This window comes from Pannonibacter sp. I15F10I1 (assembly GCF_900185665.1).
Classification (GTDB): domain Bacteria; phylum Pseudomonadota; class Alphaproteobacteria; order Rhizobiales; family Stappiaceae; genus Pannonibacter; species Pannonibacter indicus.
This window is the reverse complement of the sequence record NZ_FYAN01000026.1, coordinates 588,150-611,531: the sequence shown is the minus strand read 5'-3', so window position 1 is coordinate 611,531 and position 23,382 is coordinate 588,150. Positions and strand designations below refer to the sequence as shown.

Below are 23,382 nucleotides of genomic sequence, written 5' to 3'. Positions count from 1 at the left end.
CTCAAGTCAGGCCCGGACCGCCAGTCAGAAGGGATCAGTCCCGCGGCTTGATGCGGCCGGGCGGGCGGCGGTCGATGAGGGAGAGAACCAGCGGCGCGAAGGAAATCAGCAGCACGATGCGGGTGATGTGGTGGCTGGCCACATAGGCGACTTCCGCCTTCATCGCGAGGGCGATGAGGCTCATCTCGGTGAGGCCGCCGGGGGCATAGGCCAGCACGATCTGCGAGGTGGTCTGGCCGATGAAGGCGCCGAAAACGAGGGCAAACAGCAAGGTCACCAGCAGGGTCATCAAGGTGGCGCCGAAGCTGAGGGAGACGGCGTGGATCACCTCGCGCCGCCCGGCTCCCAGAAACCGGCAGCCCATGATGGTGCCCATCAGCACCTGACAGGCGATCACCAGCCCCTGCGGCGGGGCGCTGGTGGTGATGCCGGTGACATGGACGGCGGCACTCAGCAGCATGGGGCCGACGAGGGTGGCAGCAGGCAGGCGCAGTTTCAGCGCCACGAAGGCGCCGATGACGCCGCAGGCCGCGAGGATGGCAAGGTCCTGCCAGGACGGGCTGCCGCCCTTGGTGATGGCGGAGCCCACATTCTGGCCCTCGATAATGCGGAACCAGAAGGAAATAAGGCTGATGGTGACGACGATGCGGGCCGCATGCGCCAGAATGATCTTGCGCTCGTCGCCGCCCAGATCCTTGCCGAGGCTGACCATTTCCATCAGCCCGCCCGGCATGCCGGAGCAGAAGGCGGTGATGCGGTCAAAGCCGCCCACCTTCATGTAGAAGGGAACGGCCAGCACGCCGGAGACAACGAGATAAAGCGCCAGCAGGCCAAGCGAGATGGCCCAGTCGCCGAGCTGTCCCATGAGGGCGGGCGAAAAGCCGGAGCCGAGCAGCACGCCGATGACCGCCACAAGGGCAGGGCGGATGCGGTTCGGCGGCAGGATTGGTGCGCCAAAGATCGAGGCCACCATGGTGAAGAGCATGGAGCCCAGCATCCACGGCAGTGGCATATGGGCCAGCCAGAACAGGATGCCGCCCGCAGCCCCGAGCAGCGCGCCAAAGGCAATGCGGTGCAGCACGTCCGGCGTCAGGGCGCGCGCATTTTCTGTGCCGGAGGCTTCCGGGCCTGTCTGTTCAGGGGCAGGGTCTGGTCGGGACACGGGGGTGCTGCGGGTCGGGGAACGTCACGGCGGAGGCGCACCGCAGCCTCGCTTCTGAAAAGAAACCCTCCGGCCCCGGTGCACGCGGGACTATAGGCAGCTTGTTGCCGTGAGACAACCCGGTTGCCTGTCCTTCATGCACCGGCCCCGCGGCCGGAGGGATCTCCTGAAGGTTGGGGTCTTCAGGAAATGTCCATGACAATGCGGCCGTCGATCTGTCCGGCGCGCATCTTGTCAAAGATCGCATTGATGTTGTCGAGCTTGTCCATGGCGTAATGCGCCTTCACCTTGCCGTCGGCGGCAAAGGCGAGGGATTCGGCAAGGTCATTGCGCGTGCCGACGATGGAGCCGCGAATGGTCTTGCGGTTGAGCACCGTGTCGAAGATCGGCAGCGGGAAATCGCCGGGGGGCAGGCCGCACAGGGCCATGGTGCCGCGCCGGGCCAGCATGCCGAAGCCTTGCGCAAAGGACTTGGTGGAGACGGCAGTGACGAGCACGCCTTCTGCGCCGCCCAGCTTCTGCACCTCGGCCACAGGATCGGTGGTCAGTGCGTTGATCGTCAGATCGGCGCCAAGGCTGCTGGCGAGCTTCAGCTTGTCGTCGCTGATATCGACGGCAATCACCTTCATGCCCATGGCCCGGGCATATTGCACGGCCATGTGGCCAAGGCCGCCGACACCGACGATGACCACGGTTTCGCCGGGCTTTGTCTCGGTTTCCTTGAGGCCCTTGTAGACCGTGACACCGGCACAGAGCACGGGCGCTGCGGGGGCAAATTCGAGCCCGTCGGGCAGGTGGCCCACATAGTCCGGATCGGCCAGCACATATTCGGCGAAGCCGCCGTTGACGCTGTAGCCGGTGTTGTGCTGGTCGTGGCACAGGGTTTCCCAGCCGCCCATGCAATGCTTGCAATGGCCGCAGGCCGAATGCAGCCAGGGCACGCCCACCCGGTCGCCTTCCTTGACGCCCTTGACGCCGGAGCCGACCTCGCAGACGTAGCCGACGCCTTCATGACCCGGAATGAAAGGGGGATTGGGCTTCACCGGCCAGTCGCCTTCGGCGGCATGAAGATCAGTGTGGCAGACGCCGCTCGCCATCATCTTGACGACGATCTTGCCCGCCGTTGCTTCCGGCTTCTGCACCTCGCTGATGTCGAGCGGGGCTCCGAAAGCCCTGACGACGGCTGCTTTCATCTTTGCAGACATGTGCTGTCTCCTTCCGTCCAGCAGGAAATGGCTGCACCGCGCGGAAACTGGAGTTCCCGGGCAGCGGCTTGCCAAGAAGGTGCCAGCGATGAGGCGGTATCATCCTTGCGCCAGATCAATTGCCGGTTGTTTCTTGGGCCGGTCTGTGGCTTGACAGCCGGGGCGCCGCACCGAACCATGGCGCAACAGTCAGTTCTTTCAGGAGTTTGCCGCCATGAGCCAGTCCACCTTCAAATCCTGGGCCGAAACGGCTCCGAAGCTCGTGGCGGTGGCGGCGGGGCGGGCGCCTGCGGATCTCGTCATCCGGGGCGGGCGGCTCGTCAACGTGCAGAGCCGGGAAATCCTCGACGGCTGGCAGGCGGCGGTCAGCGAGGGCCGTTTTGCCTATGTGGGCCCTGATGCCTCGCACTGCATCGGCGAAGGCACGAAGGTGGTGGAGGCGGACGGGCGCTTCCTCATTCCCGGGCTGCTCGATGGCCACATGCATGTCGAAAGCGGCATGCTGACCCCGGCGGAGTTCGCCGCCGCTATCATTCCCCATGGCACCACGACGATCTTTCACGACCCGCACGAGATCGCCAACGTGCTGGGGCTGGCGGGCGTGAAGATGATGCATGACGAATCGCTGCTCCAGCCGATCAACATGTTCACGCAGATGCCCTCCTGCGCGCCGTCCGCGCCGGGGCTGGAAACGACGGGCTTTGAGATTTCGGCCGAAGATGTCGCCGAGGCCATGAACTGGCCCGGCATCATCGGCCTTGGCGAGATGATGAACTATCCCGGCGTCATCAACGGCGACCCGCAGATGCTGGCCGAAATGGCCGCGACCATGGCCGCCGGAAAGACGGTGGGCGGTCATTATGCCAGCCCCGACCGGGGTATTCCCTTTCACGCCTATGTGGCGGGCGGTGCGGCGGATGATCATGAGGGCACGGCGGAATCTGATGCCATCGCCCGGGTGCGGCAGGGCATGCGTTCCATGATGAGGCTGGGTTCGGCCTGGTATGACGTGGAAAGCCAGATCACGGCGGTGACGCAGAAGGGGCTCGATCCGCGCAACTTCATCCTGTGCACCGATGACTGCCACTCCGGGACCTTGGTCAATGATGGCCACATGAACCGGGTGGTGCGCCATGCCATCGCATGCGGCTGCGATCCGGTGATCGCGCTGCAGATGGCGACGATCAACACGGCCTCCCACTTCGGCCTGGAGCGGGAGCTTGGCTCCATCGCGCCGGGGCGGCGGGCGGATGTGATCCTCACCTCCAGCCTCACAGACCTGCCCATCGAGGATGTCTATGCCCGCGGCGTTCTGGTGGCGCAGGGGGGCAAGCTGCTTGCGGAGTGCCCGCATTATGACTGGCCGCAAAGCGCCCGTGAGACAGTGCGTCTCGGCAAGGTGCTGGAGGCTGCCGATTTCGCCATTCCCGCGCCTGCCGGGGCCAATGCGGTGAAGGCCCGCGTCATCGGCGTTGTTGAAAATCAGGCCCCCACCAAGGCGCTGACGGCGGAGCTTCCTGTCTCCGGCGGGCTGGTGGAAGCGGAAGGCGAGGTCTGCCAGATCGCGCTGGTGGAGCGCCACCGCGCCACGGGCAAGGTGGTCAACGGCTTTGTCTCCGGCTTCGGCTACACGGGAGACATGTCGATTGCCTCGACCGTCGCCCATGACAGCCACCACATGATCGTCGTCGGCACCAGCCGGCAGATGATGGCGAAGGCTGCCAACCGGCTGGGCGAGGTGGGCGGCGGCGTCACCGTCTGGAAGGACGGCAAGGAACTGGCGCTGGTGGAACTGCCCATCGCCGGCCTCATGTCCGACAGCCCCGCCGTGGATGTTGCTGCGAAGGCTGCAGCGATGGTGGAGGCCATGGCGGCCTGCGGTTGCACCCTCAACAACGCCTACATGCAGCACTCGCTGCTGGCGCTTGTCGTGATCCCCGAACTGCGCATTTCCGATCTCGGGCTCGTTGATGTCATCCGTTTTGAAATGACCGATCTGATCATGGAGAATGCGCAGTAGCAGCTGGAAGCACAGCCTTGCTTCATGCCCGGTTATGAGCGAGCAGCAAGGCCTTGCGACCCTTACAGGTCCCTGGACGGGGCGGGCGAAGCGCTGACGCTCTGATCTTGGCGCGTCCCGTCAGATCGCTGTGCTGACCTTGTGCCCCGGCGCATAGGTCAGCCGCACGGCGGTGACGGGCATGTCGCCGGAGAAGGTGGTGCGCTCCATGACGAAGAGGGCCGCGCCCGGCTTGCACTGAAGCATGTCGGCGAGGATCGGGCTGGCGCTGGTGGCGGAAAAATCGATGCCGCCGCGCGAGAAGGGAATGTTCTGCACCAGCCATTCGTTGGGGCTGATGGTCACGAAATCCTGCACTCCGGCGCCTTCGACCGCCGGGTTGATCCAGCGGTCTTCCTGGCAATAGGGCTTGCCGTCCGCCATATGCAGGGATGTGACATGCAGGCAGGGCGTGCCGGGCTCCAGTGACAGGGCTGCCGCGATGGCTGCGGGCAGGGGCTTTGTGCCGAGGGTCAGCCGCTGATAGGCATAATCCATGCCCTTGGCCTCCACATCCTGCCGGATGACCGGGATCTGGAACGTCGCGCGGCGCACAGGATTGAGCGGCACGCGCGTTCCGGCCTTGCGGCGGCGCTCCAGCATGCCGAGGATGGCCAGTTCGCGCAGGGCCCGGTTGACGGTGGCTCGCGCGCAGCCGAACTCGGCCGCAAGCTCCTCCTCATGCGGGATCAGACTGCCCGGCGCCCATTCCCGGTCATGAATGCGCCGCAGCGCCTCCGCCTGAATGGACTGCCAGGTAATGTTCCCCGCAGCTGCCCTGGAAGCTGCGGGCCTGTTTGCGTCTGCCTTGGTCATTCCCCATGTCCGGTTTTCATATGTCCGGTTTCCCCGGTCAGGCCTCTTTCAGCTTGCGGATGGTCCGCATGTAGGCTTGCCTGATATTGTCCCGCGCCACGTGACGGCCGCCCTTGACCATATGCCGCCCGGCGGCCCAGACGTCGCTGACGATCCGGTCGTCTCCGGCAAAGATCCAGCTGTCGAGGGCGGTGTCGCCGCTGCGGCCCAGCATGTTGGCATCTTCCGTGTCCAGCGCAAGCAGATCTGCAAGAAAGCCCTCGGAAATCTCTCCCGACTTGCGTCCGGCCGCCTGTGCGCCGCCCCGGACCGTCTCCTCGAGCAGCACACGGCCTGTAGACCGCTCCGCCGTTGCAAGGGCCGCACGCGAGCGGTCGCGCAGGCGCTGGGAATAGTCGAGGGTGCGCAGCTCTTCGGTGAGTGAAATGCGGATGTTGCTGTCCGAGCCAATGCCGAAGCGCCCGCCCGCTGCGGCAAAGCGCACGCCGTCAAAGATGCCATCGCCAAGGCTCGATTCCGTGATGGGGCACAGGCCCGCAACCGCGCCCGTTGCGGCAAGGCCCAGCGTTTCGGCCTCTTCCATCTGGGTGCAGTGGATCAGGCACCAGCGGCCGTCGACCGGCTGGTTGGCCAGAAGCCATTCCACCGGCCTTGCACCGCGATGCGCCTTCACTTCCTCCACCTCGGCCACCTGTTCGGCCAGATGCATGTGCAGCGGCGCATGCGGGCGCAAGGCGGCGGCGCGGGAAAGGTCTTCGGCAGACACGGCGCGCAGGCTGTGCGGAGCAATGCCGATGCGGGCATCGGCGGGCAGGGCGCCAAGGGCAGCTTCGGCACCTTCCACCAGCCTGGCGAAGCGGTCCATGTCATTGCCGAAGCGGACCTGGCCCGCCCCCAGCGCCCGCCTGTCGCAGCCGCCATATTGATAGAGCACCGGCAGCAGCGTCAGGCCGATGCCGGATGTGGCAGCCGCCGCGGCGATGCGGGCGGACATTTCGGCAAGGTCAGCATAGGGCTCACCGCCCGGCTGGTGATGCAGGTAGTGGAACTCCACATTGGTGGCGTAACCTGCCTCCAGCATCTCCATCTGCACGAAGGCGGCGATCGCTTCCACGTCCTCCGGCGTCAGCTGGTCGAGAAAGCGGTACATGAGCTGGCGCCATGTCCAGAAACTGTCCCTCGGATCAGGTCCCCGCCGCTCGGTCAGCCCCGCCATGGCGCGCTGGAAGGCGTGGGAATGCAGGTTGGCAGGGGCGGGCAGCAGCAGGCCCAGGCGCATGGCCTTCTGCTCCGGCTGCGTTCCTGCGGCCACATGGCTCACCTTGCCATCAGCGGCAATATGCACAGTCACGCCGCTTGCCCAGCCATTGGGCAAAAGTGCCTGCTCCGCCCACAGAACCTGCGCCGCGAAAGACGGGTTTCCGCCACTTGCCGGAGTTTCTCCGTTTTTTGCGCTGCTCATTCTTTCGCCGCCTTTGCTGATTGACAGGGCTATTATGTACATACATAAATAAACCGAACTTCAGGGGAAACCAAGATGGAACTTCACGGTCCGGCCCTTCTTTCCAACGCAAGGCTCGTCACCCTGCCGGAGGCGGGCGGCTATGGCCTTGTCGAGCGCGGCGCTGTTGCGATCCGCGATGGCCGTATCGAATGGGTGGGGCCGGAAGCGGATCTTCCGGCGGTTTTTGCCGCCTATGAACGCCGTGATCTTGAGGGGCGCCTGATGACGCCGGCCTTCATCGACTGCCACACTCATCTCGTCCACGGCGGCCACCGGGCGCGGGAATTCGAGATGCGGCTGGAGGGGGCTAGCTATGAAGAGGTCGCCCGCGCCGGTGGCGGCATCGTCTCGTCCGTGTCGGCCACCCGCGCTGCCAGCGAAGAGGAGCTTGTGGCCTCGGCCCTGCCGCGCCTCAATGCACTGCTGGCCGAAGGTGTGGCCGTGGTGGAGATCAAATCCGGCTATGGCCTCGACATCGAAACCGAGCTGAAGATGTTGCGCGCAGCGCGAAGCCTTGCGAGCCAACGTAAGGTGCGGGTGCGCACCACCTATCTCGGCGCCCATGCTTTGCCGTCCGAGTACAAGGGCCGCGAGGAGGCTTATCTCGACGAGGTCTGCCTTCCGGGCCTGCGCCATGCTGCGGCGGAAGGGCTGGTGGATGCGGTGGACGGCTTCTGCGAAGGCATCGCCTTTTCCGTCACCTCCATGCGCAAGGTCTTTGATGAGGCCCGCCGTCTCGGCTTGCCGGTGAAGCTGCATGCGGAGCAGCTGTCGCATCTGGGCGGCACCAGACTTGCGGCGGACTATGGCGCGCTCTCTGCCGATCACGTGGAATATGCGACCGATGACGACGCGGCGGCGCTGGCCCGCTCCGGCACGGTGGCGGTGCTGCTGCCCGGCGCCTTTTATGCCATCCGCGAAACGCAGGTGCCGCCGGTTGCTGCCTTCCGCGCCCACTGCGTGCCCATGGCGCTGGCAACCGACTGCAACCCCGGCACGTCGCCGCTGACCTCCCTGCTGCTGACCATGAACATGGGCTGCACCTTCTTCCGCCTCACCGTGGAAGAAGCGCTGCGCGGTGTCACGGTCAACGCGGCGCGGGCGCTGGGGCTTTCGGACTGCGGGCGCATCGCCCCGGGTCTTCGAGCCGATCTTGCCATCTGGAATGCCGATAGCCCGGCGGAACTCGCCTACCGCTTCGGTTTCAATCCCCTTCATGCCCGTATCTTCGGAGGCTCGGAATGACCCTCGTGCTCACGCCCGGCAAGACCACGCTGGAGCAGCTGGAACAGCTCTGGCGGGAGGAGTTGTCCGCCCGTCTCGCCCCCTCGGCCCGTCCCGCCGTGGAAGCGGCCAGCGCCGTCATCGCCGCCGCTGCCGCCGGGGATGTGGGCGTCTATGGCGTCAACACCGGCTTCGGCAAGCTCGCCTCGGTGAAGATCGCGGCCAAGGATACGGCAACGCTGCAGCGCAATCTCATCCTGTCTCATTGCTGCGGTGTGGGCGAGCCGCTGGACCGGGCCGCCACACGGCTGATGATGGCGCTCAAGCTGCTCAGCCTTGGTCGGGGCGCGTCTGGCGTGCGCTGGGAGGTGATTGCCCTCATCGAGGATATGCTCGACAAGGGCGTGACGCCTGTCGTGCCGTCGCAGGGCTCGGTCGGCGCCTCCGGAGATCTGGCTCCGCTTGCCCACATGACGGCGGCGATGATCGGCGCCGGGGAGGCCATCTACGGGGGCGAGCGCCTGCCGGGCGGCGAGGCGCTCAAGCGGGCCGGGCTGACGCCCGTGGTTCTGGGGCCGAAGGAAGGCTTGGCGCTCATCAACGGCACCCAGTTCTCCACCGCGCTGGCGCTCATCGGCCTGTTCGGCGCCTGGGCCAATGCCGCCTCGTCCATGGTCATCTCGGCTCTGTCCACCGACGCCATCATGGGTTCGACCGCGCCGCTGCAGCCGGAAATCCACACCCTGCGCGGCCATCGCGGCCAGATCGAGGTGGCCGAGCGCATGCGGGCGCTGATGGAAGGCTCTGCCATCCGCGAAAGCCACCGGGAAGGCGACACGCGCGTGCAGGATCCTTACTGCATCCGCTGCCAGCCGCAGGTGCTGGGCGCGTCCGTTGATCTCCTGCGCTTTGCCGCCGGCACGCTGGAAACGGAAGCCAATGCGGTGACTGACAATCCGCTGGTGCTGGGCGAGGGCCGCATTGTCTCGGGCGGAAACTTCCATGCCGAGCCGGTGGCCTTCGCGGCCGACCAGATCGCGCTGGCCGTGGCCGAAATCGGCGCGATTGCCCAGCGGCGCGTGGCGCTGATGGTGGACCCGACGCTCAGCCACGACCTGCCGCCGTTCCTGACGCCGGAGCCTGGGCTGAATTCCGGCTACATGATCGCCGAAGTGACGACAGCGGCACTCATGAGCGAGAACAAGCATCTGGCGACGCCGTGCTCCACGGATTCCACGCCGACCTCCGCCAATCAGGAGGACCATGTGTCCATGGCGGCCCATGGCGCAAGACGGCTGCTGCGTATGAACGGCAATCTCTCGGTCATCCTCGGCGTCGAGGCGCTATGTGCGGCGCAGGGCATCGAATTCCGCGCCCCGCTGAAGACCTCGGCACGGCTTCAGGCCGTCATCGCCATGCTGCGCGGCCATGCGCCTGCGCTGAAGGAAGACCGCTACCTCGCGCCCGATATCGAAGCGGCTGCGGCTCTGGTGCGGGAAGGGGCATTCGTTGCTGCGGCGGAAATCGGTGATTTCAGGCCGTAGGGGGGGCTGCGGGTTTTGCAGGCAAAGCCTCTCCGCGCCCCTCCCCCTCGTGGGGAGGGGTAAGGGGTGGGGGGCTCTGAGGCGTAACCCGGGAACTGCCAGAAGACGGGTGGTTTCACGGTGCGAGTGCCTCACCCAGAATTGAAAGGCTTTTCCCCCCACCCCCGACCCCTCCCCACGAGGGGGAGGGGGGCACGGAGGCTGTGCCTTGGGGGCATCCCGCCTTCGCGGGGATGACAGCTGAAACCAGGTCGCTGGCAACGGCCAAAATGAAAAACAGATGAACGGAACGAACGGTCGCAGGGAAGGATCGAATTGAGATGACGCAGGATAGTCAGGCCGTTCCGGCATCGCCCGTGACGGTGGAGCGCGGGGACAGCCCGGTGGTTCTGGGGCTGCCGCATTCGGGCACTTTCGTCCCGGCGGAGATCCGTGCGAAGCTGAATGCGCGCGGGCTGGTGCTGAGCGATACGGACTGGCACGTGGACAGGCTCTACGCCGGGCTGCTGCCGGGTGCGACCACCGTTGCCGCCACCTTCCACCGCTATGTCATCGACGCCAACCGCCCGCCGGATGGGGCAAGCCTCTATCCGGGACAGAACACCACCGGTCTTGTGCCGCTGACGGATTTTGACGGCGAAAACATCTGGCAGGAAGCCCCGGATGCGGGCGGGATCGAGCGGCGGCGGTTGGCCTATCACGCACCCTATCATGCGGCGCTGGAGGCCGAGTTGCGCCGGGTGCACGCCATTCATGGCTTTGCCGTGCTCTATGACTGCCACTCGATCCGCTCCAACATTCCGTTCCTGTTTGAAGGCACGCTGCCGGACTTCAACATCGGCACGGTGGAGGGCACATCCTGCGCGCCTGCGATGGCAGAGGCTGTCGCCAATATCTGCCGGGAAGCAGAAGGCTACCGCAGCGTGGTCAATGGCCGCTTCAAGGGCGGCTGGACGACGCGCCACTATGGCCGCCCGGAGGAAGGCTTCCACGCCATCCAGATGGAGCTGGCGCAGTCAACGCATCTCGCCACTGAGCTTCCGCCTTACGCCTATGACGAGGCGCGGGCAGGGCGGCTGCGGCCCATTCTGACGGCCATTCTCGAAACCATCGCATCAGGCAGCTGGCGCGGCTGAGGCCGCCGTCCTTCCTGTTTGCTGCATATCCAATGAAATAACATGATCCGGAGAGGAAACATGACCAATCCCCGCCATAACCAGCGTGATATTTTCCCGCCCACCGGCACCACGCTCAACGCCAAGAGCTGGCTGACAGAAGCGCCCTTGCGCATGCTGATGAACAACCTGCATCCGGATGTGGCCGAGAACCCGCATGCACTGGTGGTCTATGGCGGCATTGGCCGGGCGGCGCGCACCTGGGATGATTTTGACCGCATCGTCGCGGCGCTGAAGGCGCTGGAAGACAACGAGACGCTGCTGGTACAGTCCGGCAAGCCGGTGGGCGTGTTCCGCACCCATGCGGATGCACCGCGCGTGCTGATTGCCAATTCCAATCTCGTGCCGCACTGGGCCACCTGGGACCATTTCAACGAACTCGACAAGAAGGGCCTGGCCATGTACGGCCAGATGACCGCTGGATCGTGGATCTACATCGGCACGCAAGGCATCGTGCAGGGCACCTATGAAACCTTCGTGGAGGCCGGGCGCCAGCACTATGGCGGCAATCTCAAGGGCAAGTGGATCCTGACCGGCGGCCTCGGCGGCATGGGCGGCGCGCAGCCGCTGGCCGCCGTCATGGCCGGTGCCTGCTGCCTTGCGGTGGAATGCGACGAGACCCGCGCCGACTTCCGCATCCGCACCCGTTACGTGGACGAAAAGACCCATTCGCTGGACGAGGCGCTGGCGATGATTGACCGCTGGACCAAGGCAGGCGAGGCCAAGTCCGTGGCGCTGATCGGCAATGCGGCGGACGTGTTCCCGGAGCTCGTCGCCCGCATGAAAGCTGGCGGCCCGCGACCGGATATCGTCACCGACCAGACCTCGGCCCATGATCCGGTGCATGGCTATCTGCCCTCCGGCTGGAGCGTTGCCGAATGGCGCGCCAAGCAGGAGAGCGATCCCAAGGCTGTCGAAAAGGCGGCCCGTGCCTCCATGCGGGTGCATGTGGAGGCGATGGTCGACTTCTGGAACGCCGGTGTGCCGACCCTCGACTATGGCAACAACATCCGTCAGGTGGCGAAGGACGAGGGGCTGGAGAATGCCTTTGCCTTCCCCGGCTTCGTGCCCGCCTACATCCGTCCGCTGTTCTGCCGCGGCGTCGGGCCGTTCCGCTGGTGTGCGCTGTCGGGCGACCCGGAGGACATCTACAAGACCGACCAGAAGGTCAAGGAGCTGATCCCGGACGATGCCCACCTGCACAACTGGCTGGACATGGCGCGCGAGCGCATTGCCTTCCAGGGTCTGCCGGCCCGCATCTGCTGGGTGGGGCTTGGCCTGCGCCACAAGCTTGGCCTTGCCTTCAATGAAATGGTGCGCAACGGCGAGCTGAAGGCGCCCATCGTCATCGGGCGCGATCACCTCGATTCAGGCTCCGTTGCCTCGCCCAACCGCGAGACCGAAGCGATGAAGGACGGTTCGGACGCCGTGTCCGACTGGCCGCTTCTGAATGCACTGCTCAACACCGCGTCAGGCGCCACCTGGGTGTCGCTGCATCACGGCGGCGGCGTTGGCATGGGCTTCTCGCAGCATTCCGGCATGGTGATCTGCTGCGACGGCACGGAAGCTGCTGACCGGCGCATCGCCAATGTGCTTTGGAACGATCCGGCCACCGGCGTCATGCGCCACGCGGACGCAGGCTACGAGATCGCCCTCGATTGCGCCCGCGAAAACGGACTTAACCTGCCTGCGATCCTGAAAGATTGAAAAAAATCAGAAGCAGGCATTTCATGAGTGGAACCAGCAGGATGGAGAACCGACATGCAAAGACGTGACTTCCTCAAGGCAGCGGGCATCGGTGCGGCGGCAACGGCAACGGGCGCAGCCCTTGCCACCCCGGCCATTGCCCAGGGCATCACCAAATGGCGCATGGTCACCGCGTGGCCGAAGAATCTGCCGGGTCCGGGCGTTGCCGCCCAGATGCTGGCAGACCGCATCACCGCCCTGTCGGGCGGGCGGCTGGAAGTGGAGCTTTTCGCCGCCGGTGAAATCGTCCCCGGTCCCGGCGTGTTCGATGCCGTGGCCGAAGGCACGGCGGAGATCTACCACGCCGTTCCGGCCTATTGGGGCTCCAAGTCCAAGGGCATCCTGCTGTTCGGCTCCCAGCCGCTGGGCCTCACCGCCATCGAGCAGATCGGCTGGCTGATGCAGGGCGGCGGTCAGGCGCTCTATGACGAGATGTATGGCCGTTTCGGCCTGAAGCCGTTCCTGTGCGGCAACTCCGGCCCGCAGTGGTTCGGCTGGTTCCGCAACGAGATCAGCTCCGTCGATGACCTCAAGGGCCTGAAGTACCGCACCACTGGCCTCAATTCGGAAGTCTGCGCCAAGCTGGGCATGGCGGTGGAAGCCATGTCGGGACCGGCCATGTTCCAGGCGCTGCAGTCCGGCGCGCTGGATGCGGGCGAGTTCATTGGCCCCTGGTCCGACAGCGCCCTCGGCCTGCAGCAGGTGGCCAAGAACTACTACGCGCCGGGCGTCGGCGAGCCGGGTTCGGCGGAAGAATGCGCGGTCAACATGAAGGCCTGGGAAGCCCTGCCGGATGACCTGAAGCAGGCGGTCGCCTATGCGGCCGAAAGCCTCTACAACCCGGTGCTGACCGAGTACAACACCAAGCACGCCCTGGCCCTGCGCGAGCTGACCGCCAACCATGGCGTCACCGTGCGCAAGCTGCCGGACGAGATCGTCATCGCCATGGGCAATGCCATGGGCGAGGTGGTCAAGGAGCTGCGCGAAAGCAATGACGAGCTGGTGCGCAAGATCACCGAAAGCTTCCTTGAGTACCGCAAGCTGATGGTCGAATACATGCCCTATGCGGACGCCGGCCAGATGAACGCCCGCGGCCTCGACTACAACTACGGCTGAGCCATCCCCTCCGGCGCGGGGTAAAAGCCGCGCCGGGGTTTGCCTCTGGTGTCATCCCGGTTTGCCGCATGGCGGCAAGACCGTGATCCAGTATCCGGGGTGCTTGCGGTGCCGGGGAGAGTGCCGCAGGCTCCGGACGATGTTTATACCGGACAGTCAGTCAGACTCCCGCTCCTCTCCCCCCTTGAGGGGGAGATGCCCCCGGCAGGGGGCAGAGGGGGGGGGAACGGACTGTCCGCTTGTGAGAGAGATGGTGCTCTGCCGGAGCGCTGCTACCCCCCTCTGTCTGCTGCGCAGACATCTCCCCCTCAAGGGGGGAGAGGGGTGCTGCGGTGAAGCGATAGTCCTTCCTCCTCCTTGCATCCGGTGCGGACATTGCCCAAACACCGGGGGGATCGGATACCTGCCTGCGCGGGGATGACGGCCGAAGGTGAAGCGAAAGCAAATATGATCAGGGCGGCAAACGCCCGCAGCAGCAGGGGACAAGAGGGAATGGAACGGCTTGCCAGGGCTCTGGATTGGGTCAGCAGGGCAGTGGGCGCGGTGACGATCTGGTTCGCGCTGGCGATGGTGCTGCTGCAGTTCGTCATCGTGCTGCTGCGCTATGTGTTCGGCTACAGCTCGATCTTCCTCAATGAGGGCGTGCTTTATCTGCATGCCAGCGTCTTCATGCTGGGGGCAGGCTACACGCTGATGGTCAACGGCCATGTGCGGGTGGACATCTACTACGCCCGCATGACGGCGCGCGGGCAGGCGGTGATTGACCTCTTCGGCCATGTGGCGCTGCTGGGCGCCTCGCTCGTCATGCTGCTCGTCTACTCCTGGCCCAGCGTGCAGCGCTCCTGGGCCATTCTGGAAGGGCCGATTTCCGTCGGCGGCATCCCCGCCTCCTTCCTGTTGAAGAGCCTCATTCCGGTGTTCTGCGTCCTGCTTCTGCTGCAGGGCCTTGCCGCCTTCCTGCGTGACTGCCTCAAGCTGCGGAGCGCCGCATGATCCCGCTTGACATCCTGATGTTCGCCGCGCTGATCGGCTTCATCCTGCTCGGCTATCCGGTTGCCTTCACCATTGCCGGTGTGGCGACGGGCTTTGCGCTGCTCGGCTTTGCGCTGGGTGACTTCAACCTGTCGCTGATGGGCGCGCTCGGCCAGCGCTTCTTCGCGGTGCTCACCAATCCGGTGCTGACGGCCATTCCGCTCTTCGTGCTGATGGGGGTGATCCTCGAAAAAAGCCGCATTGCCGAAGACCTTCTGGAAACCATGGGCCGCCTGTTCGGCTCCATGCGCGGCGGGCTGGGCGTCTCCGTTGTGCTGGTCGGCGCGCTGCTGGCCGCCTCCACCGGCATCGTCGGCGCAACGGTGGTGGCCATGGGCATGATTGCCCTGCCGGCCATGCTGCGCAACGGCTACAATCCGCGCCTGTCGGCCGGTCTCATTTGCGCTTCCGGCACGCTCGGCCAGATCATCCCGCCCTCGACGCTGCTGATCATTCTCGCCGATGTCATGTCCTCCGCCTTCCAGCAGGCGCAATACAAGCAGGGCAAGTTCTCCATCGAGACCATTTCCGTCGGCCAGACCTTTGCCGCGGCTCTGCTGCCGGGGTTGCTGCTGGTGGCGCTTTATGTGCTCTATGTGCTGCTGCGCGCCTGGCTGGTGCCCGCAGATGCACCGGCCATGAAGGATCTGGACCGCAAGGCCACACGCGGCGAGGTGATGGGCGCGATCCTGCCTGCCGTCATCCTCATCGTCGCGGTGCTGGGCGCCGTGCTCTTCGGCGTTGCCTCGCCCAACGAGGCCGCGTCCGTGGGGGCCATCGGCGCCATTCTGCTCGCCGGTTACAAGCAGGGCGGCCCGAAGCGGCTGATCCTCGGCGGTGCCATCGCGCTCTTCGTGCTGGTGCTGGCAGCCGGATATTATCCGGTGCGGCTGCAGCGCTCGGACGCCGGGGCGCTGGAATACACGGTGGCGGGTGCCTATGCGCTGCTCGCCCTGACCGGCCTTGCCGCCGTCGCCGTGTCGCTGCGCCAGTCCTTTGGCGCCCGCACGCTGATCCCGGCGCTGACCCAGACCATGGTGGTTACCTCGATGATCTTCGCCACCATCCTGATGGCGTCCTTCTTCTCGCTGGTCTTCGTCGGCCTCGGCGGCGAGCACCGGGTGGCCAATATTCTGGCGGCCATGCCGGGCGGGCCCACGGGCGCGCTGATCTTTGCCATGGCCTTCATCTTCGTGCTCGGCTTCTTCCTCGATTTCGTGGAAATCGCCGTCATCCTGCTGCCGCTGCTGATCCCGCCGCTGATCCTCATGGGGCACGATCCGGTGTGGCTGGCGGTGCTGATTGCCATCAACCTGCAAAGCTCGTTCCTGACACCGCCCTTCGGCTTCTCCCTGTTCTATCTGCGCGGGGCAGCGCCCAAGGAAGTCACCACGGGCATGATCTATCAGGGCGTCGTGCCTTTCATCCTGCTGCAGATCCTCGCCATGGCGCTGATCTGGTTCCTGCCGCAGATCGCCACCTTCCTGCCGAAGGCGATGTTCTGATGGCGGTGCATCTCATCCGCTGGGGCATGGCGCGGGCCATGCCCTGGAAGAACGGCGGCGGCATCACGCATGAACTCGCCGTCTTCCCGCAAACGGCCGGGCTTGAAGACTTCGGCTGGCGGCTGTCCATGGCCGAGGTTGCCAGTGATGGCCCGTTCTCGGCTTTCACCGGCATTGACCGGACGCTGGCGCTGGTGGACGGGGCAGGCATCGGCCTCGATTTCGGCGCTGATGGAGAAACCATCCTCAGCACGCCCGGCGCCTTCACCAGCTTCGACGGCGGCGCTCCCGTCACCGGCCGGCTCATCGATGGCCCGGTGCTGGATTTCAACATCATGACCCGGCGCGGAGTGTTTCGTCACTCCATGGAGCGGGTGACGCTTGAGGAGGGCAACGGCCTCGAATGCCCTGGTCCCGGCGCAGGGGAAACCATCGCGCTGGTCTGCGTGTCAGGCCGTGTCACCGTTGCCTTGGCCAAGAGCGGCAGAGAGACGCTTCAGCCGCGCGATTGTCTTCTCGTTACGGATGAAATGGATGCGCCCCTGATCCTCGGTGGTGACGGGACAGTATGTCTGGCGCGGATGGTAAGATATTCTGATAGAAATTAAAGCCGGAGCAATTTGAGAGCCCCGGCTTCGACAATTGAATAGCCTCTCATGGAGATTGGAAGCTCATTATTATACTAAATATATACCAAAGTCACCGTTGTTGAATCCATTAATGGCAAACAAAATATCGTGACCTTGAAATGATGTCTGATCTATAAGTTTCATGGCCATGGCGTCAGTTCCGTAAAGTACTTCATCATGTTTTATCAGAGTTAAATGGCTAAGCCAGATATCATTGTCAGGGTCATTAATTCCTTGATAAAATCCTATTCCGCCACTGAATTCTCCGGCGTACCTGTATGAGACATTGCTAAATTCGATCAGTTCTCCAAATCCGGTTTGTACGAATATTCGTCCGTCCCCATCCGAATCAATGATCCGGTCCACACCTTCTAATCTGTTTTCGTTGAACTGAGAAATCGGAAGACCTTCTTGCGTACCTGTTGATAGGACTACATCAAACTTTGCAAGAAAATCATAGAAGGTTTGATCTGTAACTGGGTCAAAAGGATTTTCTTCTGTTTCTTTCATTCCAATCAAATATATGTCCTCGCCAGCGCCGCCGTGAAGTTCATCACCTTCGTTGTCGTCATGGAAAAGCAGCCGATCATCCCTGAGAAGATCTTCAATTAGATCCTGGACGCTGTCGTATTCTTTCGTGATGACGCCATGACCAATGAGGATGTCGTTTCCGTTGCCGCCAACAAGAACATCGCGGCCTGCGCCGCCGAGGAGTAGATCATCGCCATCTCCTCCAAAGAGAAAATCCCGCCCGCCGCCTGCGACAAGAACATCATTGCCATGCAGGCCAATCAGCAAGTCTGAGTCGTTTTGGGTATCATCAGTCGAGTCAGTCCGAATAATATCCTCTCCTGCCGCGTCATTGTAGGTTCCGATTTTCGTGCGCCTGATGGAATCTCCCCCGCTCATGTATGAACTGATATTCAGACTGTCTATAATTGGCGCTTCTTCGGAATTCACATTCGCTGTGCCGTAGTACTGGGTTCGGAATGGGGCATCATCGCCGTAAAGCTCAGCCATTACGGTGTTCTCAAAATCCACCGCTTCGCCACCGGTCTTCGCATTTGGATTTGCCAAAAAGGCCCAGTATTGCTCTGTATCAACTATGTTATAAATCTGCTCTGGATCACGCGTGCCAAGAACTGCATGAGAAAGCTCATGGGTGAGCATTTGCTCAATACTAACTGGTTTGACGATCCCGTCCTTGTCCATGAATGTTGTTCCGTTTCCGATTAAATCGGAAATGTTTATATATATTTCGTTTTGCTGGCTGCTGTATCTTGTTTCCTGATTTGTTGTTCTGATGTAATATTTTTCATTTTCTGTGTGTAAGCTCCTTCTGATGAGGGTTTGTCCTGTTTCGGTTGAAAGAACGTGATTTAGTGCATTTATTATTGTTTGCGGATTTGGGAATTCTGTTGAAATATAATATTCTATTGCGCCGTCAATTCCGAATTTGGTAATAGGGGCAAGATAACTCATGATAATCTCCGTAGGTTGGCAGTAGAGAGCTGGTCGTCACTGCCTGCAAGGCTCTGCCAGTCTGATCATGTCCGGCCCGAGACGGGTGACGAGCGGATCGTAAAGCTCTGTCTTGTCAGGGGCTGCCTGCATTTCTTCGACAAGGCGGTTGCAGGAGGACAATGCTTCGGACCAGTAAAGCCGGTAGGCAGGCAGCAGGCATTGCCATGTGTTGTTCAGATAAATCCGCCCATAACCGTGAGAGCCGCCCATGCCGCTGTGGATCTCGATGGTATCTTGGCTGTTCAGGTAATACTGGTATTCGGCCTTCCATAAAAAAGGAAAGCTGTCGCGGCGGTACGCCAGAACGCGGGGGGGAAGCGGGCTGGAGAGATCGGCCCCCTCTGCAGTGGCTGCGAGCAGAGAAATGAGCGAACGGACGGTGAAAACCGCTTCGCAGGTAAATTTGCCGTCCGGACTGCGCCGGACCTCCAATCCATAATAGGGCCTGTTTTCCGTATCTTCCACTTTCAGCGTTTGCGGCTGGCTATAATGTGAACAATAGCCGGTCCAGACACTGTCCTTTGCAATCCGGCCATTATTTGCGGATATCAGTGGCCTGTTGTCGAAGCACAGGCGAATGTCAGCCCCCTCGTCTTCATCCTTGCTCCAATCGAGATGCGACAGGTCCAGCACCTGAGGGGCGAAGATGGGCACATGCCATTGCTTATGCCGCTCATCCTTGTTCTGTTCGTAATAATTCACATCCGGGGCTTCGTTGAAATGTTCGGAGACCCAGTATTTCACGCCGCCCGCCGCAGCAGGGGAGGCTGCGAGTGCAGCGGCGGCTGCCAGCAGCCAGAAAGCCCGCCGGGCCACCCGCTTGCCCGCTGTCTGAGGTCTGCAAAAACACCTGCTCATGGCTGCTCCCTGATCATCATTCAACGCTGGCATCTGTAACGGGCAAGGCGCACATGCCATGACAGACCGGCTGCATCATGGCAGATACTTCGTAAAATATGTCAGGTGCAGATTGTATATCATACACGTCTAGGTGCAAGGGGAAATCTTGCATAAGCAACTCATGTATTCTGGGTTGAGTTGCTGGTGGTGCTTGCTTCATCTTGTGCGGGCATGGATGCTCGGGCTGAGGTTCATGATACCGGGCAGAGGCCATCAATAGCCGCCGTATTCTCCGTGCGTCCCCGCATAAGGCGGGGACGGCTCGGGAGGAGGGGTCAAGCTGCCACGTTTGCCGCCTGGGGGTGGAAGCAGGCGGAGACGTGGGTGGGCTGGCCGCTGGCCGGAACAAGCTCAGGCTTCTGCGCCCGGCAGACATCGGTTGCGAAGGCACAGCGCGGGGCGAAGGAGCAGGAGACGGGTTTTGTCTCCAGCGCGGGCGGGGAGCCGGGAATGGCGTCAAGCCGCTGGCCCTTGACCACATCATGCAGGTTTGCCGCCAGAAGGCCGCGCGTGTAGGGGTGCTGCGGGTTGCGGATGATCTCGCGGGCCGGGCCCATCTCCACGATATTGCCCGCATACATGACCGCGATCCGGTCCGATACTTCGATGGCAACGCCAATGTCATGGGTGACGAAAATGACGCCCATGCCGAATTCCTTCTGCAATTCGCGCAGCAGCAGCAGGATCTGGATCTGCACGGTGGCATCAAGGGCGGTGGTCGGTTCGTCCGCCAGCAGCAGCTTCGGGCGGCAGGCGAGGGCGAGGGCGATCATGGCGCGCTGGCGCATGCCGCCGGACATTTCATGCGGATAGTTCTTCAGCCGCCGCTCGGGCGAGGGGATGCGCACGCGGGTGAGCATGTCGAGGGCCACATCCATGGCCGCCAGCTTGCTCACGCCCTTGTGGCGCATCACGGTTTCGGCGATCTGGTCGCCGATGGTGAAGACCGGATCAAGCGCCAGCGCCGGTTCCTGGAACACCATGGAGACTTCGCTGCCCCGGAAGGCGGAAAGGGCTGCGCCCTGCAGCTTCATCACGTCGGTGCCGTTCACCCGCACGCTGCCTTCGATGTCCGTCCGGCGCGGCGGCAGCAGGCGCAGCAGCGTCTTCAGCGTCACGCTCTTGCCGGAGCCGGATTCGCCCAGCAGCCCGAGGGTTTCGCCCTGCTGCATGGTGAGGCTGACGCCGTTGATGGCATGGACCGTGCGCTCGCCCTTGAAGCGGACGGTGAGATTGTCGAATTCCATCAGGGGGGCGGCGGTGGTCATTGTGCCGGTCACTGTGCCAGTCACTGTGCTCGTCATACTGCGGCCTCCTTCACGGCAAGGCTGTGGCCGGAGGCGGGCTCCAGCATGTGGCAGGCGGCCATGTGTTCCTCGGCACCCGGAAGGGCGGCAAGGGCAGGTTTGGCCGCAGCGCAGACGCCTTCGGCAAAACGGCAACGGGTGTGAAAGCGGCAGCCGGTGGGCGGGTTGATCGGGTTGGGCGGATCGCCTGCGAGCGGCGGTTCCATGGTGCGGTTGTCCGGGTCCATGGAGGGCATGGCGGCAAAGAGCGAGGCGGTATAGGGGTGAGCCTGCCGCTCGTAGATGCTCTCTGCAGGTCCGATTTCCACCACTTCGCCCAGATACATCACCATCACCCGGTCGGAAATGTAGCGCACCACATTCAGATCATGGGAAATGAAAACATAAGTCAGGCCCAGCTCGGCCTTGAGGTCGTTGAGCAGGTTCAGCACCTGCGCTTCCACCGACTTGTCGAGGGCCGAGACGGCCTCGTCAAGGATGACCAGGCGCGGGGCCATCGCCAGCGCCCGGGCGATGTTGATGCGCTGGCGCTGGCCACCGGAGAGTTCGTGCGGGTAGCGGTGGGCAAAGCGGGCCGGATCAAGCCCCACCTTTTCCATCAGACTGCGGGCGCGCCCTTCCGGATCGTCCATGCCATGCAGCTTTGGGCCGAAGGCGATGGAGTCGAGGATGGTGAGGCGCGGGTTGAGCGAGGCGTAGCTGTCCTGAAACACCATCTGCACGCCGCGCCGCAGGTCCTTCAGCGCCAGTTCCGCGCCCAGCGCCTCGCCGTCGAAGACGATCTGCCCGGCATCATGCGGGATAAGGCCGATCAGCAGGCGGGCGGTGGTGGACTTGCCGCAACCGGATTCGCCGACGATGCCGAGCGTCTCGCCCTTTTTCACATGGAATGAAACGTCATCCACGGCATGCACTGTGCCGGTGCGCCGGTTGAGAAGTCCGGAGCGGATGGGGAAGTGCTTGGTCAGGTTCTGCGCCATCAGCAGGGGCTGGGCCGGGCCGCCCCTGTCTTCGGTCTGCGCAAGGGTTTCTGCGTTCAAGGCGTTGGTGGCTGTCATTTGCGTGCTCCTCAGTCCTTGACGTTCATCGCGCTGCGCAGGCCGTCGCTGAGCAGGTTGAGGCAGAGGGAGGTGGCAAAGATCATCAGGCCGGGCAGGGCGGCGACATAGGGGTTCACGTAGATCGCCGTACGCAGGGTGTTCAGCATCAGGCCCCATTCCGGTTCGGGCGGGCGCACGCCGATGCCGAGGAAGGAGAGGCCGGCAGCGAGGATCATGCACACGCTGGTGAGGCTGGTGGCATAGACGAAGATCGGGCCGATGACGTTGCTGATCACATGGGCGCGGATGATGGTCAGCGCCCCGCCGCCGCTCGCTCGCGCTGCGTCGATATAGTCGAGCGAGCGCACGCTGGCGGTGGCGCTTTCGGCAACGCGGGCGATGGGCGGGATGAAGACGATGGTGAGCGACACCAGGCTGTTGACGATGCCCGCGCCCAGCGCGCTGGAAATGGCGATGGCCAGCAGCACGGAGGGAAACGCGAAGAAGACGTCCACGGTGCGCATGATCACCGTGTTGAGCCAGCCGCCCGCATAGCCGGCGATGATGCCTAGCGCCGAGCCGATGAAGAAGGCGAAGACGACCGGCATCAGCCCGACAAACAGGGTGAGGCGGCCGCCGTAGATGAGCCGGGCCAGCATGTCGCGGCCCTGTTCGTCGGTGCCGAGCGGATGACCGTCGAAGCCGATGGGCTTTAGGCGGCGGATCATGCTGGCCTTGTAGGGGTCGGCAAGGCCCAGATACGGGGCGAAGATGGCGGCCAGAATGAGCATCATCAGGACGACGAGGCAGATGACGGCCAGCCGGTCGCGCAGGAAACGGCGGCCGACGCCGGACCAGTAGCCGGGGGCGGATTGCACCACGGGTGCGGTGATTGCGGCAGGGCTTGCTGCGGGGCTTGTCACGCTCATGGCTCAGGCCCTCTTGATGCGCGGGTCGATTGCGGCCTGTGCCACGTCGACGAGGAGGTTCATGGTGACGAAGAACATGGCGAGCACCAGGATCGTGCCCTGCAGCAGCGGCAGATCACGCTGGAAGATGGCGTTGGACAGCAGGAAGCCGGAGCCGGGCCAGTTGAACACGGTCTCGATCAGGATCGAGCCGCCGAGCAGATAGCCAAGCTGCAGGCCCATGACGGAGAGCGCGGTGGGGGCGGCATTCCACAGCACGTGGCGCAGCACCTCGCGGTGGCGCATGCCCTTGGCATAGAGCGCCTGCACGAAATCCATGGTGAGGATGTCGCCCACCAGCGCCCGCACGGTGCGGGCCACCAGCCCGATGGGCACGACCGCAAGCGTGACCGAGGGCAGGATCAGATATTTCAGGTGCTCAAGGTCCCAGACCCACTCGCCCGAACCGCCGGGCCCTGCACCCATGGCCGGAAGCCAGCCGAGCTGGACGGAGAAGATGATGACCAGCACGATGCCGAGCCAGTAATTGGGCACGGAGACGCCGGTGATGGCAACGCCCGTCACCAGCCGGTCAAAGGTGGTGCCGCGCCAGTATCCGGCAAGGAATCCCAGCGTCAGGCCGATGGGAAAGGCAATCAGGCTGGCCATGAAGGCGAGCAGCATGGAGTTCTTGACCGCGCCGAACACCTCCTGTGCCACAGGCCGGCCCGTGGCGATGGACTTGCCGAGATCGCCGGTCACGACCTTGCCGACCCAGATGCCGTATTGCACGGGCAGGGGCTTGTCCAGCCCGTAGGCCGAGCGCATGGCCGCCTGCTGTTCCTGTGTTGCATCCACGGGCATGATCGCCGTCAGCGGGTCGCCGGGGGCGATATGCACCAGGAGGAAGCATATCAGGCTGACGCCGATGGCGACCGGCAGCACATAGATCAGACGGCGCAGAAGATAGATGAACATGGGCAGGG

The 23,382-nt window shown here is 63.6% G+C and carries 19 protein-coding genes; 9 read left to right on the top strand and 10 right to left on the bottom strand.

Annotated elements, in window-relative coordinates; translation table 11 throughout:
- Window positions 1-34 precede the first annotated feature (34 nt).
- Window positions 35-1,162, bottom strand: coding sequence for an AbrB family transcriptional regulator (locus tag IF10I1_RS16035; protein ID WP_208977407.1), 1,128 nt, complete (start codon window positions 1,160-1,162; stop codon window positions 35-37).
- Window positions 1,163-1,344: 182 nt separating this feature from the next.
- A complete protein-coding gene (gene adhP / locus IF10I1_RS16030; RefSeq protein WP_050471594.1) occupies window positions 1,345-2,367 on the bottom strand; it encodes an alcohol dehydrogenase AdhP in 1,023 nt (340 codons plus the stop codon).
- A 214-nt stretch (window positions 2,368-2,581) separates the two neighbouring features.
- On the opposite strand from adhP, the gene IF10I1_RS16025 reads away from it, so the two are divergent.
- Complete coding sequence (locus IF10I1_RS16025; RefSeq protein WP_186393518.1) at window positions 2,582-4,387, top strand: adenine deaminase; 1,806 nt, start codon at window positions 2,582-2,584, stop codon at window positions 4,385-4,387.
- Between the two features lie 120 nt (window positions 4,388-4,507).
- On the opposite strand, the gene IF10I1_RS16020 is transcribed toward IF10I1_RS16025, so the two are convergent.
- Window positions 4,508-5,242: a GntR family transcriptional regulator gene (locus tag IF10I1_RS16020; RefSeq protein ID WP_186393517.1), complete on the bottom strand. Its 735-nt coding sequence runs from the start codon at window positions 5,240-5,242 to the stop codon at window positions 4,508-4,510.
- A 37-nt stretch (window positions 5,243-5,279) separates the two neighbouring features.
- Entirely contained in the window at window positions 5,280-6,704 is a 1,425-nt protein-coding gene (locus IF10I1_RS16015; RefSeq protein ID WP_208977408.1) for a formimidoylglutamate deiminase, read from the bottom strand.
- A 75-nt stretch (window positions 6,705-6,779) separates the two neighbouring features.
- Between IF10I1_RS16015 and hutI the strand changes: the two genes are divergently transcribed.
- The 8 genes from hutI (at window position 6,780) to IF10I1_RS15975 (ending at window position 16,696) form a co-directional block, all read left to right on the top strand.
- The gene (gene hutI, locus IF10I1_RS16010) at window positions 6,780-7,991 is read left to right on the top strand and encodes an imidazolonepropionase (protein WP_186393516.1); all 1,212 of its coding nucleotides are present in this window, start codon (window positions 6,780-6,782) and stop codon (window positions 7,989-7,991) included.
- On the top strand, window positions 7,988-9,514 hold the full coding sequence (gene hutH, locus IF10I1_RS16005; RefSeq protein WP_186393515.1) for a histidine ammonia-lyase: 1,527 nt from the start codon (window positions 7,988-7,990) through the stop codon (window positions 9,512-9,514). Before hutI ends, hutH begins: the two co-directional genes overlap by 4 nt.
- 320 nt (window positions 9,515-9,834) lie before the next feature.
- Window positions 9,835-10,650, top strand: a complete 816-nt coding sequence (gene hutG, locus IF10I1_RS16000) for an N-formylglutamate deformylase (RefSeq protein ID WP_186393514.1) — start codon at window positions 9,835-9,837, stop codon at window positions 10,648-10,650.
- Between the two features lie 60 nt (window positions 10,651-10,710).
- Window positions 10,711-12,396 carry a urocanate hydratase gene (hutU, locus tag IF10I1_RS15995; RefSeq protein ID WP_186393513.1) on the top strand — a complete coding sequence of 562 codons (1,686 nt, stop codon included), beginning with the start codon at window positions 10,711-10,713 and terminating at the stop codon, window positions 12,394-12,396.
- 54 nt (window positions 12,397-12,450) lie between these two features.
- Window positions 12,451-13,551 carry a TRAP transporter substrate-binding protein gene (locus IF10I1_RS15990; protein ID WP_050471661.1) on the top strand — a complete coding sequence of 367 codons (1,101 nt, stop codon included), beginning with the start codon at window positions 12,451-12,453 and terminating at the stop codon, window positions 13,549-13,551.
- A gap of 492 nt (window positions 13,552-14,043) precedes the next feature.
- A complete protein-coding gene (locus IF10I1_RS15985; RefSeq protein ID WP_019966381.1) occupies window positions 14,044-14,544 on the top strand; it encodes a TRAP transporter small permease subunit in 501 nt (166 codons plus the stop codon).
- A complete protein-coding gene (locus IF10I1_RS15980; RefSeq protein WP_050471660.1) occupies window positions 14,541-16,088 on the top strand; it encodes a TRAP transporter large permease subunit in 1,548 nt (515 codons plus the stop codon). Before IF10I1_RS15985 ends, IF10I1_RS15980 begins: the two co-directional genes overlap by 4 nt.
- On the top strand, window positions 16,088-16,696 hold the full coding sequence (locus IF10I1_RS15975) for a HutD family protein (protein ID WP_186393512.1): 609 nt from the start codon (window positions 16,088-16,090) through the stop codon (window positions 16,694-16,696). The genes IF10I1_RS15980 and IF10I1_RS15975 overlap by 1 nt, the downstream gene beginning before the upstream one ends.
- A 69-nt stretch (window positions 16,697-16,765) precedes the next feature.
- Here the strand turns inward: IF10I1_RS15975 and IF10I1_RS23005 are convergent, their stop codons facing one another.
- The 6 genes from IF10I1_RS23005 to IF10I1_RS15945 all read right to left on the bottom strand — a co-directional run bounded on the left by IF10I1_RS23005 (window position 16,766) and on the right by IF10I1_RS15945 (window position 23,374).
- Window positions 16,766-18,199 carry a hypothetical protein gene (locus IF10I1_RS23005; protein ID WP_186424570.1) on the bottom strand — a complete coding sequence of 478 codons (1,434 nt, stop codon included), beginning with the start codon at window positions 18,197-18,199 and terminating at the stop codon, window positions 16,766-16,768.
- A gap of 36 nt (window positions 18,200-18,235) precedes the next feature.
- Complete coding sequence (locus IF10I1_RS15965) at window positions 18,236-19,123, bottom strand: hypothetical protein (RefSeq protein ID WP_162544483.1); 888 nt, start codon at window positions 19,121-19,123, stop codon at window positions 18,236-18,238.
- A gap of 293 nt (window positions 19,124-19,416) precedes the next feature.
- A complete protein-coding gene (locus IF10I1_RS15960) occupies window positions 19,417-20,445 on the bottom strand; it encodes an ABC transporter ATP-binding protein (RefSeq protein ID WP_244284732.1) in 1,029 nt (342 codons plus the stop codon).
- Window positions 20,442-21,506 carry an ABC transporter ATP-binding protein gene (locus IF10I1_RS15955; protein WP_186393510.1) on the bottom strand — a complete coding sequence of 355 codons (1,065 nt, stop codon included), beginning with the start codon at window positions 21,504-21,506 and terminating at the stop codon, window positions 20,442-20,444. Before IF10I1_RS15955 ends, IF10I1_RS15960 begins: the two co-directional genes overlap by 4 nt.
- An 11-nt stretch (window positions 21,507-21,517) precedes the next feature.
- The gene (locus IF10I1_RS15950; protein WP_122520033.1) at window positions 21,518-22,417 is read right to left on the bottom strand and encodes an ABC transporter permease; all 900 of its coding nucleotides are present in this window, start codon (window positions 22,415-22,417) and stop codon (window positions 21,518-21,520) included.
- 3 nt (window positions 22,418-22,420) lie between these two features.
- Window positions 22,421-23,374, bottom strand: coding sequence for an ABC transporter permease (locus IF10I1_RS15945; RefSeq protein ID WP_186393509.1), 954 nt, complete (start codon window positions 23,372-23,374; stop codon window positions 22,421-22,423).
- Window positions 23,375-23,382 lie beyond the last annotated feature (8 nt).